Here is a 13,971-nt window from a genome sequence, read left to right as displayed (position 1 = left end):
GCACGCACGACAAGTTCCGTGTGGCCAACATGGAGTTGATCGACGGGGAGATCATCGCTTTCCTTTCCGCGCGAGGCGCGGCAGCCAGCGAAGTGCCGTATCGGCAATGAGTTTTGGAAAGCAGATTCTGGAGGCTTTCGCCGCCCATGGCGATCGCATGGCCATGGTCAGCGACCGGTCGCGGATCACCTATCGACAGGCCCTGACCGAGATCGGGCATCTTGCCGCCAATTTCAGCGCATCGGGTATAGGACGCGGCGATCGCGTCGGTCTGGCCATGGTCGACAACATCGATGTGGTGCTCTCCATGCTTGCCTGCTGGAAACTCAGCGCCACCCCGGTCGTGATCGACTTCCGCACGCCTCGAAGCCAGCGTGCGCGGCAGGCACGCGACTTCGGCCTGAAAATGATCTTCGAAAGCCGTGCCATGCCGGGCGACGAGATCTATCCAAACGCCCTGTTCGATCCCCGCTGGAAATCGGTTTCCGTGCCGGGCTTCGATGCTCCGATGGACGATTCCAGTCCGGCGTTCCTGATCTTCTCATCCGGCACCACCGGCGACCCCAAGGCCTATTCGCAATCGCACGAGGCACTTTCCAGGCGCGTCGCGGCGCGCCGCGGCATGATGGAGGGAACCGCCAAACGCTTTTTGACGCCCATGGCCCTGTCCTATTCTGCGATGCGCCATCAGGTCTTGGGCTACCTGCTCTACGGCGGCGTCGTCCGCTTCTTCCCTCCCTTGTTCACGCCGTCGGAGCTCATCGAGGCATTGCTGTCGTTCCAGGCAAGCGGCACCGCGCTGGCGCCGTCGGTCATTGCCCGGATGGTCAAGGAGGTCGGCCCGCGGAGCAGCCCCCTTCTTGCCGACCTCGCGGTCCTCTACAGCATAGGCGGGCCGGCCAGGGGCGAGGACAAGATCGCAGCCTACCGATACCTTTCGCCGGGATATCGGATAAGCTACTCGTCGAGCCTCACCGGGATAATATCCGCACTGTCGGGACCGGACATCATGGCCAAACCGGAAAGTGCCGGCCGTCCGGTAGCGGGCGTCCAGGTCGAAATCCTCGGCGCCGATGGCCAGGTGCTGGAGCATGGTGAACGAGGGCTGATCAAGGCCCGGACGCCGACCATGGCGTCCGCCGTGCTGATGCCGGGCAACCGGCTTTTCGTCGATCCGCAGATCATGGGCACCGATTGGGGCATCCCCGGCGATATCGGCTTTCTGGACGCGGAGGGGTTCCTGACAATCGTCGATCGCGAATCCGACATGATCGTTCGAGGCGGCGTCAGCGTCGCGCCACAGGAACTTGAAAAGCTGATCCGCACCCATTCCAAGGTCCAGGATGTCGCCGTGGCCGGCTTCCCCAACGACACCTTGGGACAGGAAATCGCCGTGTTCATTGTCTCCGAACACGGGACCATCGACGAATTCCAGGCTTTCCTGCGCGCCAACATCACATCCGACCGGCGGCCGCGCGAGATCAGGCTCGTCGCGTCGCTGCCCTACAGCGAGACAGGCAAGCTGTTGCGTCGCCAACTGGTGGCAACGCTGGCGCATACATAGACCTCAGAGAAACTGTCGGATGCCGGCAAGCCACGGCTCCGGCCAGGGCTGAGACGCCAGCATGTCGAAAACCGAATAGACAAACACCGTCGTCGCCGCCGCGATCACCAGGGGCGACCGCCATGATTTCGAGCCAAGCACCATGATGCTGCCGGCGACGAAAATGAAGGTCGCGGCCAGATGCCCGACCAACAGGATCAGAACCGCCAGGGCAAGGCAGAGGCCGATAATGCCGAGATTGCCCTTCATGGTGGGTTGCGTGGCCGGCGACCATTCGCCCGGGGTCCCCGGAGACGTTGCCGACAAGGGCGCGGATGGCGTCCGCTTTCGCCATCTCAGCGTTGTCTGCACCGTCGTCACCAGCGAAAAAACCGCCAGCAATCCAGCCGTGATCATCGGAAAGATAGCGGCCTCGAAGGGAAAGCCGATTGCCGCGGTCACCAGAGCCGCGAGAGCCAAAAGGGTCATCGCGGCGCCTGCGATGATATCGGGCAGCGCCGGCGGCAATGGTCTCCCGGCGTTCCTGGCCCTGATCCAAGACAATGTCTGCCTGACGACGCCGACCACCGCCAGTCCAAGCAAGATCAGCACCAGCGGCTGGGCGAGCCATGACCAGCCGGAAATCTGATAGGCGAGAAAGAAGTAGTTCTCGAGGCTCGGACCAAGCACGAAGCCCAGCGAGAAGGCCGAGCGCGGCCAATTGAGTTCCTTCATCGCCATTCCGACGGCACCAATCCCGATGACCAGCACAAAGTCGAAAGCGCTCATATTGGTCTGGTAGGCGCCCACCACGATGAAGGTCACCACCAGCGGCACCAGTATCGCCGCCGAGACTTGCGCGACGCGGGCCAGCGGCCGGGTCAGGACAAGGCAGGTGACCGCGCCCACTATGTTGGCCACGGCAATGCTGAACACCATGGACATGGTGAGCGCCGCATTCTTGCCCAGCATGTCGGGGCCGGGGACCAGCCCATGCACGACAAAGGCGCCAAGAAGAATGCTCATCGAAGCCGAACCCGGCACGCCGAAGGCGATCGTTGGAATGAGCGACCCGCCTTCCTTGGCGTTGTTGGCGCTTTCGGGGGCAATGACGCCCCTGACGTTGCCCTCGCCGAACTTCGGTCCGGAACCTGGCCGGCGCGACGCATAGCCATAGGCGATCCAGTCCAGAACCGCGATGCCGACGCCTGGAACGGCGCCCAGCAGCGAGCCGATGGTGCTGCATTTCAAGACCAGGGGCCACTCGCGAAGCGTGTCCAGTATGCCTTGCCACATGCCCGCGTAGGTCGGCTTCTCCGCATTGCCCTGGATGGAACCGCGCAGGAGAAGCGATGCCAGTTCGGGCAGGCCGAACAGCCCGAGAAACACAAGGGCAACCGGCAGGCCGTCCCAGAGGTAGATTTGGCCGAAGGTCCACCGGTCGATGCCGGCGATCTGGTCGATGCCGACGAAGGAGGCCAGCATGCCGAACATGGCCGCCGCCAGTCCCTTCAGGGGTTGGCTCCCCGCCAGCATCGCGACGATGGAGAGGCCGAAGGCGCAGATCGCGAAGAAGTCAGGCGTCTTCAGGTACAGGACCAGCGGCTGCATCACCGGAATCGCCGCGGCAAGCACCAGCGCGCCGAACACCCCGCCAATCATCGACGCCGAATAGGACGCACCGAAGGCGCGCGCGGCCTCGCCCTTCTTGGCCATGGCATGGCCGTCCAGCACCGTTGCCGCCGCGCCGACCGAACCCGGCACCCCGAAAAGGATGGCCGGTATGGTGTCCGAAGTTGTGTTGACCGAGCCCATGCCAAGCAGCAGCGCAAAGGCGGAATAGGCATCCATGTTGTAGGTCATGGGGATCAGCAGGGCCATCGCGAACAGGCCGCCAATGCCGGGGACCACGCCGACGACGAGGCCGGCGAAAACACCGGCCACGAGCATGAGCATGCGAAATGGCTGTGCCATCTCGACGATTGCCGTGAGGATCAGATCCACGCCTGAGTCTCGCCCGAGGTCTACTTCACCAGATTTCTGGCGGCCTCGAACACGTCCGGGCCGACCGCCTGCTGCTGCCAGACAAGCTGGCTTATGTCTTCGCCGCTGGTGGCGTTGACGCTCATCTCGCCAAGCTTGCCGATGTCGGCCAGGAATTCCGGATCCTTGACCATCTGCCCATAGGCGGTGCGAAAGGCTTCGACGGCATCCTTGGGCGTTCCCGGCGGGGCAACCAGGGGGTGATGGAAATGCAAGGTCGATTCGATGAGAGTGGCCGCCTCTTGGACCTTGGGATCCTCGATCCTGGCCGTGAACCTTTCAAGCTTTTCTTCGCCGCGAACCGTGCCTGGCCCGAATGTTCCGATGAGGTTCAGCGTGTCGCGATTTCCGGAGATGTTGTAACTGGAGACACCGCACATTCCGGCGATTTCGCCTCGTTGCATCGCGAGTTGAATGTCGGCGGTGCCGTCGAAGCCGGTGACCACCTTGAACCTGGCGTTGAGTCCGTTCTTGACCATCGCCGCGAAAATATAGGTGACGCTGCTCTTGCCGGTCGAGCCGATCAGGAAATCGGACTGCAGGAACTTGTCTATCGTGTCGATGCCTGAGCTCTTGGTCGTCACGCAATAGGCTGGCTCGTTGACGAGCGAACCGATCCACTGGAGGGCAAGCGGGTCGAAGTTCGCGTTGGCCGGATCGAGGACCGGTGCGTAGGACATGGCCTCGCTCACCGCGGCGACGACGCTCCCATCGGCCGGCTCGCTGCCCAGCACCATCTTGGTGAGCTTGAGGCTGCCGCCGCCCGGAACATTCTGCACGACGATATCCGGATTGCCGGCCAGGTAGCGGCCGATGTGACGCGCGATGATCCTGGAGGTCTGGTCATAGCCGCCGCCCGGGCCATAGCCGACCTTGATCGTGACCGTCTTGAATTCGGTTGCCTGTGCGCAAACGGCAAATGCCAAACCGGCAACAACGACGGAAATGGCGCGCAACGCGCGAAAGAGCATAGCCGACATAGTAACCCCGTATGGACCCCGAGCCGTTCTAGCGCCACCATGGCTGGATTGATAGCGCCGCGGCGGCATTGGCTGTGGAATGCCGCATTGGCGGCTCGACACGCTTCGAAGGACAACATCTTCGCGTTTTGTGACCGGGGTTGTGAGACAACAGCCTTCGTCCTATGGAACGGGTAGTTTCACGTCGAAGCCTGGCGGAATTGCATGGGTTGGAAGCCGACCAAGGGTCTTGTCGATCTGCTGAACCGGAGCTGGCCTGTCAGAAAAGCCAAGGGTTTTCGCAATGCCCTGCTTGAGCGCGATTTCCGCGCGCGCGGCGTGCCCCAGGGGCTGGCATTCGCGGAGGAATTGCGGCGCAGCGGCTCCCGGCGCTTCTGCTTCGCTATTGCCTTCAACACTCCCTGGGTCATCGACGCACTTATCCGTGCCTGGCAGCTGTATTCGTCCGGAATGACGCTGGTGGTCGTCGACAATTCGTCCGATCAATCGGCCAGGGTTCGCATTGCGGACATCTGCCGGACCAGAAGGGTTGCCTATTTCGCCTTGCCCCGAAACAGGGAACAGCATCCCAACCGGTCGCACGGAACTTCCATGAACTGGATCTTCCACAACATCGTTCGACCGCTGCGTCCTGAACTTTTCGGATTTCTGGACCATGACTGCTTTCCAGTCGCCCCCGTGGACATCCCGCAAACGATGGAGGGCAAGGTCGTGCATGGCGCCAAGCAAGGTCCAGCGCCAGGCCAAGACGCATGGTTCCTGTGGGCGGGTTACTGCTTCTTCCGCTTCAGCGCCGTGGAGGCGCTGGATATGGACTTCAACCCTCGCTTTTTCGAAGGAATGGACACGGGTGGCGGAAATTGGGCGGTGCTCTACAACCGGCTCGGCGAAGACGACATTTCCAACGTGCAAAAAACGACGGCCGAACTTTCCCTAAGCGGGATAGAAGCGGACCACCGCATGCTGGGCGGAGCCTTCTTTCACGTCGGCGGCGCCTCCTACAGGAAACTGGTCAAGACCCAGCAGTACGGACGGCTGATTTCCGATTACGTGTGGGAGACCTATCTGGGCGGCGATGAAGGCCGCCTGGTCAAGGACCTTTGACAGGGTCAAACATCAGGGCTCGAGAACAATGGCTGGCAGGATCAGCCTTGACGGATATCGTCGCGGACCGGCGTCGAGGCGGCGATCTCAAGCAGCGACGATACCAGCAACTTGCGCTCGTCCTTCGACAGCACATCCGAATCGAACAGGCTCATGCTGCGCAGCCCCTCGATGGCGAGATAGCAGATCAGCAGCGCCTTGATGTCCGGCGTCTCGCCCTTCAACCGTTCGAAAAGCTGCTGCTTGAAGGTCTTTATCGGCGTCATGAAATCCGGGTCCTCGGCCATCGCCGAGAATATCCACGAAGCCGAGGGCTGCTTGTCCTCGCAATGCTCGGCCGACAGCCTGATGTAGACGGCGAGCGGATTTGAACCCTTGTCCTTGCTGCCGGCGACCTCCAGCGCTTGTCCAAAGTCGCGCAGATAGCCCTCGACAAGCGCCTGCATCAATTTGGCCTTGGTCGGGAAATTGTAGAGCAACCCACCCTTCGAAACACCGGCACGGCTGGCAACGGCCTCCAGTGACAGGCTGCCAGGCCCGGATTCGCGGGCGACGTCGGCCGCCGCCGCGAGGATCTTCTCGCGCGAGTTCTTTCGTTGGGCTTTCATCGGGCCTCCCATCGCAAGCTTAGGCCCAATTGACAAGACCGTCCAGACGGTACAGTAAGACCGCCACCATTTGAAATCGGGACGCGCGGCCGATATGTGTCCCGATATCCGCGCCTTGCGCCGGATTTCCACTGAGGGGACCTCCTTGTTCAAGCGCTTACTCCGTATCTTTCTGATCGTTGTCGTCCTGCTCGTGCTCACCGCCCTCGTCGGTGGCATCGTCTGGTTCAACTACTTCCGCGACGGCATGATCAAGCAGTATTTCGCCACCATGAAACCGCCGGCGGCCACGGTGTCGACGATCATTGCCAAGCCGTCGACCTGGACGCCCGGCATCGAGGCGATCGGCACGGTCAAGGCGGTTCGTGGCGTTGACCTGACGGTCGAGACCAATGGCATTGTCAAGGAGATCCTTTTCCACGCCAACCAGAAGGTGGCGGACAATGCGGTCCTGCTGCAGCTCGACGATGCTGTCGAGCGCGCCGATCTCGACGCGCAGAAGGCGCAGGCCGCGCTCGATCAGACATCGCTGGCCCGCGCCATCGAACTGACAAAGCGTGGCGTCGGCTCCGACTCGACGCTGGACACGGCGCGCGCCGCGGCCTCGGCTTCGGCCTCCCAGGTCACCAAGCTGCAGGCGGTGCTCGACCAGAAGCAATTGACCGCGCCTTTCGGCGGCACGGTGGGCATTCCCAAAATCGATATCGGCCAGTATCTGGCGCCCGGCACCGCCGTGGTGACGCTGCAGGATCTCGACACGATGCGGGTCGATTTCTCGGTGCCCGAGCAGCAGCTACCGCTGCTCAAGATCGGCCAGACGGTCCGGCTGGGCTTCGGCGGCGCGGATATGCCATTTGCTGGCGCCATCCGCGGCATCGATCCCAAGATCGACTCGTCCAGCCGGCTGGTGAATGTCCGCGCCGAGGTTGCCAACCCCGAAGGGAAGCTGACCCCCGGCCAGTTCGTCCAGGTGCGGGTTGAGCTGCCGGAAGAGCAGAACGTGCTGACCTTGCCGCAGACCGCGCTGACGACGAGCCTCTATGGCGACTACATCTTCGTGGTGCTGCCGGCGAAGCCCGCCGAGGCGCCCGCGGCGCAAACAGCCAAGCCGGAGGAAAAGCCCGCCGCGCCGGCAGCCGACAAACCCGCCGATGCCAAGCCGGCAGATGCGATGAAACCGGCGGCCGATGCAGCCAAGCCCGCCACCGATGCCGCCAAACCGGCCGACAACGCCACCGACCCGGCCAAGCCGGCGGGGGCGGACCAGCCAGCGTTGGTCTTGTCGCAGGTGTTCGTCAAGCCCGGCCGCCGCAACCAGGGCATGGTCGAGATCGTCGAAGGGCTCAAGGCCGGTGACGAGGTCGTCACAGCCGGCCAGAACCGGCTCTTCAACGGCATTTCCGTCACTGTCGACAACACGATCGATCCGTCCAAATCGGCAAACAAGCAGGCCGACCAGCAATGAGCTTTTCCGATCTCTTCATCCGCCGGCCCGTTCTGTCGACGGTGCTCGCCTGCATGATCCTGCTCTTGGGTTTCCAGGGCATCTTCAACCTGTCGATCCGGCAATATCCGAAGGTCGACGAAACCGCGATCACCATCACCACGGCCTATCCCGGCGCCAGCGCCGACCTCATCCAGGGCTTCATTTCCGCCCCCATCGCACGCGCCGTCGCCTCGACCGAGAACATCGACTACGTCACCTCATCCAGCCGTCCCTCGTCCAGCACCGTCACCGTGCAGATGAAACTCGGGTCCAACCCCGACGTCGCGCTGACCGAGGTGCTGTCCAAGGTCCAGGGCGTGCGCGGCACCTTGCCGGAAGCCTCCAAGGATCCGGTCATCGTCAAGGGCACCGGCCAGCAATTCGCGATGATGTACATCTCGATGCAGAACCCCAACATGACGAAGGAGCAGCTGACCGAATATATCGAGCGCGTCATCCGGCCGCGCATGTCCACGGTCGAAGGCGTTGCCGACGTGCAGATCTTCGGCGCCCAGGAATACTCGATGCGCGTCTGGATCGATCCGATCCGGCTTGCCGCACGCGGCGTGACGGCGGCGGAAGTGCTGACCGCCATCAACAATTCCAACTTCCTGTCGGCGCCCGGCAACACCCAGAACGAGTATGTCGTCTCCTCCGTCACCGTGCGCTCGACATTGCAGACGCCAGAGGCTTTCGCCGAACTCCCGCTGCGCTCGACGGACGGCAATGTGGTGCGGTTGCGCGACGTGGCGCGCGTCGAACTCGCCGCCGCCAACACCGACACCAGGGTGTCGTTCAACGGCAAGCCGGGCACCTTCCTCGCCATCTTCCCGACGCCGGCCGCCAATCCTCTGACCACGGCCGCCGCGCTTACCAAGCTGGTACCGCAGATCCAGCAGACATTGCCCAAGGGTATGACGATCGAGGTCGTCTACGACGCCACCGGGCAGATCAGCGCCTCGATCGAGGAGGTGTTCAAGACCATCGCCGAGGCGGTGGCCATCGTCATCGTCGTCATCCTGTTGTTCCTCGGCTCTTTCCGATCGGTCATGATGCCGATCATCACCATCCCGCTGTCGTTGATCGGCGTCTGCTTCCTGCTGTTCGCGGTGGGATATTCGATCAACCTTCTGTCGCTGCTGGCCATGGTTCTGGCCATCGGCCTCGTCGTCGACGACGCCATCGTGGTCGTGGAGAACATCCACCGGCACATGGAGGAAGACCATATGTCGCCGATGCAGGCGGCGTTCAGCGGCATGCGCGAAATCGCCTCGGCCATCGTCGCCATGACCATGACGCTGGCCGCCGTGTTCGCGCCGCTGGCCTTTACGGGCGGCCTGACCGGCGCCCTGTTTCGCGAGTTCGCCGTTACGCTTGCCGGCTCGGTGGTGCTGTCGGGCATCATCGCCATCACCATCACCCCGATGATGTCGGCGCGCCTCTTGAAAGCTGGCACGCCCGGTCGTTTCCAGCGCATCGTCGATGGCGCCTTCGCACGGGTCGAGCACGTTTACGAGCGGGCCGTCACCGGGTCACTGAACTATCGTCCGCTGACGCTGATCATCGTGCTCGCGCTTGTCGGGGTCACCGGCTTCATGTTCACCAAGACGTCGAGCGAACTGGCGCCGGAAGAAGACCAGGGCTTCCTGCTCTCGATCGTGACCGCGCCGCGCTATGCGACCTCCGATTATACCGAAACCTACGTCAACCAGATCCTCGGCCTGGTGAAGGACATTCCCGAAACGCGAGCGCAGTTCTCGGCCGTCGCCTTCGGCGGAACCACGAACAGCGCCTTTGTCGGCTTCGCCTTCAAGGACTGGGCCGAACGCAAGCGCAACTCGAAGGAATTGCAGGCCGACATCACCGCGCGTATCGCCAAGGTGGCGGGGGTCCAGGCCTTCGTCTTCGCGCCTCCGACGCTGCCCGGCTCGGGCGGCGGCCTGCCCATCGCCATGGTGGTGCGCTCGACCGGCGATTCCTCCGAAGTCTACGAGGCGGCCGAGCAGATCAAGAACAAGGCGCAGGCCTCCGGCCGCTTCATCGTCGTGCAGAACTCGATGGCCTATGACGCCCCGCAGGTGACGGTGACCATCGACCGCGACCGCGCCGCGGCGCTGAACCTGCCGATCGCCGATATCGGGCGGACGCTGACCTTGCTTGTCGGCGGCGCCGAAGTGGCGCAGTTCGACCGCGACTCCAACAGCTACGACATCATTCCGCAGGTGCCGCAGGAGTTTCGCGACAATCCCGAAAAGCTTGGCCAGTATTTTGTGCGCAGCGTCACGGGCGAAATGGTTCCGCTGTCGGCGGTGGTGAAGATCTCGACCAACGCGTCGCCGGCCGCCATCGAGCAGTTCAACCAGCTCAACTCGGCGACCATCTCAGCGTTGCCGCTGCCCGGCGTCACCACCGGCGACGGGCTGAAGGCGCTCGAGGACATCGCCAAGGAGAACCTGCCCGATACGTTCTTCATCGATTATTCCGGCCAGTCGCGGCAGGAGAAGGAACAGGGCAACACCATCCTCATCGCCTTTGCGGCCGCGGTGGTCGTCATCTACCTGGTGCTGGCGGCGCAGTTCGAAAGCTTCCGCGACCCGCTGATCATCATGATGGCGGTGCCGCTGTCCATCTTCGGCGCGATCGTGCCGCTCAATCTCGGCCTCGGCACGCTGAACATCTACACCCAGGTCGGCCTGATCACGCTGATCGGCCTGATTACCAAGCACGGCATCCTGCTGGTCGAGTTTGCCAACCAGCAGCGCGAAAAGCATGGCATGAGACGACGTGATGCCATCATCGCGTCGGCCAAGGTTCGCCTGCGGCCGATCCTGATGACGACGGCGGCGATGGCGCTTGGCGTCGTGCCGCTGATCACGTCCAGCGGCGCCGGTGCGGCGGCTCGCTATTCGATGGGCTTGGTCATCTTCACCGGCATCCTGGTCGGCACCATGTTCACGCTGTTCGTCGTGCCGATGTTCTACACCTTCATCGCCAGCAAGGACCTGCCGCATCACGCGGAGAAGCCGGATCCGAAACTGATGCCCGCGCTGCAGGACTGAAACAAAAAAAAGAGGCCGGAGTTTCCGGCCTCTTTTTTGTGCGCGGCACCACCGGTCTGGCGTGCTCGGCGCTGCCGATAACGGAAAGCTATCGGCCTGCCTGACGTCGCCTTGCGATACGGCGCGTTCAGGCTGCTACTTTACGATCAGGATGCTGGTGTTGGCCGGGCCGAACGTTTCGACGAGCTGGTAGAAGTCGGCGGCATTGTCGGGATGCAGCCGCACGCAGCCATGCGAGGCCGGCTGGCCGAGGCGCTTGATCGCGTAGGTCGCGTGAACCGCGTAGCCGCCGCTGAAGAAGACCGAGTGCGGCATCGGCGCGTTGTCGTATTTCTTCGAATACCACATCTCGTGCATGCGTGTCGGCTTGAACGAGCCGGTCGGCGTCACATGCGCCCTGTCCCCGGTGGAGACCCTCCAGGCGAAGGTCGGCCGGCCATCCACCGAAACCTCCATGACCTGCTGCGAAAGCGAGACCGTCGCTACGATCTTGTTGGCGGCGTGGGCGACGCCCGCGCCGGTGCCGAACAGCAGCGCTGCCCCTGTCAGGGCGGCGGCGGCGACGTTGATGAGCCTGGTGACAATGGTGGTGCGCATGATGTCCTCTCTCTGCCGGCCCCAGCCGGCGCCAATTCGATGACCGCCTTATCGTTGCGGCATGTTTCGAATCGATTTCGGTAGATGCGCGTTTCTGTTTCGTAAATGTTTCCCGAAGTTAACAATATCTTCCCTTCTGGCTAGGACTGGCTGCAACCGAACAGCACTGCTCCAGTTCACAAGCTATGATGAGCACGGGGATCGCCACGAACGAAAGTGCGATTTGCCCTCATATGAAAGAGTGCCATTCGATATCGAAACCAGTCGGCAACAAAGCGCGGCATGGAGCGGCATGATCCGGATACGCACCGCAAGCACAGTTGGCGCAACGAAACAGACGGCAACGAGACAGGGCGCCGACACCGGACGTCCTGTCTTGGCATCTCGGATCTCGAAGCACATGCCGCCCTGTTTCTCGCCATGGTCTGGATCGGTTCCAGCCTGCGCATTGCCCGGCTGAAGGCCCTCTGGCGGGTCGGCCTGAAGCTGACGGGATTGCGCGGCCCCTCCGGCAAACTTGCTGCCGAGAGGACCGAAGGCCCGCGCCGCGACGGGGGGCTCCGTGAGCGGCGCGGGCCCTTCGGGGGGTAACCCCTGAATCGACGCTCGACCCGTCCATCTTGAAGAACGCCATTCTGGGGATTTGAAACGATGAAAACGAAATTCGCCGCTTCGGTGCTTTCCGCGCTGCTCTATGCACAGGGCCTGCTTGGCTTTGCCGGCCTTGCCACCGTGCTCTTGAGGGACCGCGCTCAGGCAAGCGAACTGACCATCGGCAATGATATGCCCTCGGGCCCATCGCTGCTGGTGGTGCGCTGAGCGTCGGCGGCCTCGGCGGACGGGAATCCGATGCTCGGCCAGAACGATCGATCGCGCGTCGGGCCGTCAGTCCGTGAACTGCAGCGGCGGATCGAACCGATAGCCGGCGCCACGTATGGTGGTGATCGTCTCGGTGTCGAGCTTGCGGCGCAGCCGCACGATGCGCGAATCGATGGAGCGATCGAACGCGTCGGCGTTTTCGGCCGGCGCCGCGGCGATGATGTCGTCGCGAGTGAGCACCTTGCGCGGACTGGCCAGGAACAGCCTGAGCAACGCCACCTGCCCGGGCGAAAGCTGCTCTTCGGTGCCGGAACGATGCATGACCATGGCCGATCTCAGGTCGACCGTGGCGTTCTCCAGCACGATCAATTCCTGGATGCCCCTGCCGCGTCGCGACACCAGGCCGCCGACGCGGGCGGCCAGTTCCCTGACATTGAGTGGGCTCTCGACGACATCCGCCGCCCCAAGCTCCAAGGCCAGCACTTTGTCGACGAGATCGGCCGGCCGGCAGATCAGGATGAAATCCGGTCCGGCCTGGCCACCCTCGCCCTGGCCGCCATAACGCCTCAACAGGTCGCGCCCTTCCGCCTGGCTGACACTGTCGCCAACGACGACGACGTCGATGCCCTTTCCCGACAGCAGCGATTCGGCTTCCCATGGCTGGCGCGCCTGGCGCACATCGTGACCACGCCGCTCGAGATGATCGGCCAGCTCGGTCGCCACCACCTCGGCCACCGAAACAAGCGCGATAACGGATCGTGCGGCCATGTTTTCAAACCGTTCCCTGGCAACCGGATATGAGTGCTGGACATCATGTTTATACCCAATCTACTTTCCACTGAAAGTGGGAGCGAGGCTATCGTGCGGGCAAGGATTATCATCGTCGAGGATGAGCCCGACCTGAGGGACGCGGTGGCCGAATATCTTGGCGCCGCCGGCTATGACACGGTCACCGCTGAAAGCGCCGCCGCCGCCCGCGCGCTGCTTGAGACGCAGTCCTTCCACCTGGCCATCCTCGACATCGCCATGCCGGGCGAGGACGGCCTTTCGCTCGGCCGCTGGCTGCGTTCGAAACTTCCGGTCGGCATCATCTACGCGACCGCCGCCGGCACCGCGCTCGACCGCATCGTCGGGTTGGAACTCGGCGCCGACGACTACATCGTCAAACCCTATGAATTGCGCGAGGTGCTGGCCCGGGTCCGCAGCGTGCTGCGTCGCGTGCCGCAACCGACCGAGCCGCTGCAGAAAAAGGCGAAGACTGACCGTCGTTCCCTGGCTTTCGGTCCGTTCCTGGCCGATCTCGACGGCCGGCTTGTGACCGGCGCCAATGGCACGGTGATCGACATGGCCAAAAGCGAATTCGACGTCCTGGAAGTTTTCCTGACCCGGGCTAACCGGTTGCTGACGCGCGCCGCGATCTCCGAGGCGATCGGTTTCACGGAGGACCCGGAATCATCGCGCGCCGTCGACATTCGCATCATGCGCCTGCGCAAGAAAATCGAGGCGGATCCCGCCAATCCAAAATTCCTGCGCACAGTGCGCGGCGAAGGCTATATCTTCTCGCTGCCGACCGGCGACGGCAACTGAGCACCGAGCGTGGTGCGGGTTGACGCATTTGGCGCCGATTGAAGTGGCATGACCTGGAATGACGGCCAGAATGAGCGCTGAACCAGCGGGCACGGAGATGCAGGGCACCCGGCAGGGCGCGGCGATGGCCGCCGTGCGCGTCGTT

Annotated in this window: 12 protein-coding genes; 7 read left to right on the top strand and 5 right to left on the bottom strand. The window is 63.1% G+C overall.

Annotated elements, in window-relative coordinates; translation table 11 throughout:
- Positions 1-106: 106 nt before the first annotated feature.
- Positions 107-1,564, top strand: a complete 1,458-nt coding sequence (locus WC739_RS20040) for a class I adenylate-forming enzyme family protein (protein WP_372954762.1) — start codon at positions 107-109, stop codon at positions 1,562-1,564.
- Positions 1,565-1,567: 3 nt separating this feature from the next.
- Here the strand turns inward: WC739_RS20040 and WC739_RS20035 are convergent, their stop codons facing one another.
- Both WC739_RS20035 and WC739_RS20030 read right to left on the bottom strand, forming a co-directional pair.
- Positions 1,568-3,547, bottom strand: a complete 1,980-nt coding sequence (locus tag WC739_RS20035) for a tripartite tricarboxylate transporter permease (protein WP_372954761.1) — start codon at positions 3,545-3,547, stop codon at positions 1,568-1,570.
- Positions 3,548-3,567: 20 nt separating this feature from the next.
- Positions 3,568-4,566, bottom strand: a complete 999-nt coding sequence (locus tag WC739_RS20030; RefSeq protein WP_372954760.1) for a Bug family tripartite tricarboxylate transporter substrate binding protein — start codon at positions 4,564-4,566, stop codon at positions 3,568-3,570.
- Positions 4,567-4,884: 318 nt separating this feature from the next.
- Between WC739_RS20030 and WC739_RS20025 the strand changes: the two genes are divergently transcribed.
- Complete coding sequence (locus tag WC739_RS20025) at positions 4,885-5,670, top strand: hypothetical protein (protein WP_372954759.1); 786 nt, start codon at positions 4,885-4,887, stop codon at positions 5,668-5,670.
- Between the two features lie 41 nt (positions 5,671-5,711).
- On the opposite strand, the gene WC739_RS20020 is transcribed toward WC739_RS20025, so the two are convergent.
- Positions 5,712-6,278, bottom strand: coding sequence for a TetR/AcrR family transcriptional regulator (locus tag WC739_RS20020; protein ID WP_372954758.1), 567 nt, complete (start codon positions 6,276-6,278; stop codon positions 5,712-5,714).
- Positions 6,279-6,423: 145 nt separating this feature from the next.
- Here WC739_RS20020 and WC739_RS20015 point away from each other — a divergent pair, with 145 nt between their 5' ends.
- Positions 6,424-7,743 (top strand): efflux RND transporter periplasmic adaptor subunit, encoded by a 1,320-nt coding sequence (locus WC739_RS20015; RefSeq protein ID WP_372954757.1) that lies wholly within the window; start codon positions 6,424-6,426, stop codon positions 7,741-7,743.
- Entirely contained in the window at positions 7,740-10,823 is a 3,084-nt protein-coding gene (locus WC739_RS20010) for an efflux RND transporter permease subunit (protein ID WP_372954756.1), read from the top strand. Before WC739_RS20015 ends, WC739_RS20010 begins: the two co-directional genes overlap by 4 nt.
- Positions 10,824-10,958: 135 nt before the next feature.
- Here WC739_RS20010 and WC739_RS20005 read toward each other — a convergent pair whose 3' ends face one another.
- The gene (locus WC739_RS20005; RefSeq protein ID WP_372954755.1) at positions 10,959-11,420 is read right to left on the bottom strand and encodes a L,D-transpeptidase; all 462 of its coding nucleotides are present in this window, start codon (positions 11,418-11,420) and stop codon (positions 10,959-10,961) included.
- Positions 11,421-11,702: 282 nt separating this feature from the next.
- Here WC739_RS20005 and WC739_RS20000 point away from each other — a divergent pair, with 282 nt between their 5' ends.
- Positions 11,703-12,011 carry a hypothetical protein gene (locus tag WC739_RS20000; protein WP_372954754.1) on the top strand — a complete coding sequence of 103 codons (309 nt, stop codon included), beginning with the start codon at positions 11,703-11,705 and terminating at the stop codon, positions 12,009-12,011.
- Positions 12,012-12,071: 60 nt separating this feature from the next.
- Positions 12,072-12,239, top strand: coding sequence for a hypothetical protein (locus tag WC739_RS19995; RefSeq protein WP_372954753.1), 168 nt, complete (start codon positions 12,072-12,074; stop codon positions 12,237-12,239).
- Between the two features lie 66 nt (positions 12,240-12,305).
- Here WC739_RS19995 and WC739_RS19990 read toward each other — a convergent pair whose 3' ends face one another.
- Complete coding sequence (locus tag WC739_RS19990; protein WP_372954752.1) at positions 12,306-13,007, bottom strand: winged helix-turn-helix domain-containing protein; 702 nt, start codon at positions 13,005-13,007, stop codon at positions 12,306-12,308.
- A 45-nt stretch (positions 13,008-13,052) separates the two neighbouring features.
- On the opposite strand from WC739_RS19990, the gene WC739_RS19985 reads away from it, so the two are divergent.
- On the top strand, positions 13,053-13,826 hold the full coding sequence (locus WC739_RS19985; protein ID WP_372954751.1) for a response regulator: 774 nt from the start codon (positions 13,053-13,055) through the stop codon (positions 13,824-13,826).
- The last annotated feature ends 145 nt before the right edge of the window (positions 13,827-13,971 follow it).

Source organism: Mesorhizobium sp. (assembly GCF_041661565.1).
GTDB lineage: Bacteria > Pseudomonadota > Alphaproteobacteria > Rhizobiales > Rhizobiaceae > Mesorhizobium.
The sequence above is the reverse complement of the archived record's forward strand: the minus strand, read 5'-3'. Positions and strand labels throughout refer to the sequence as shown.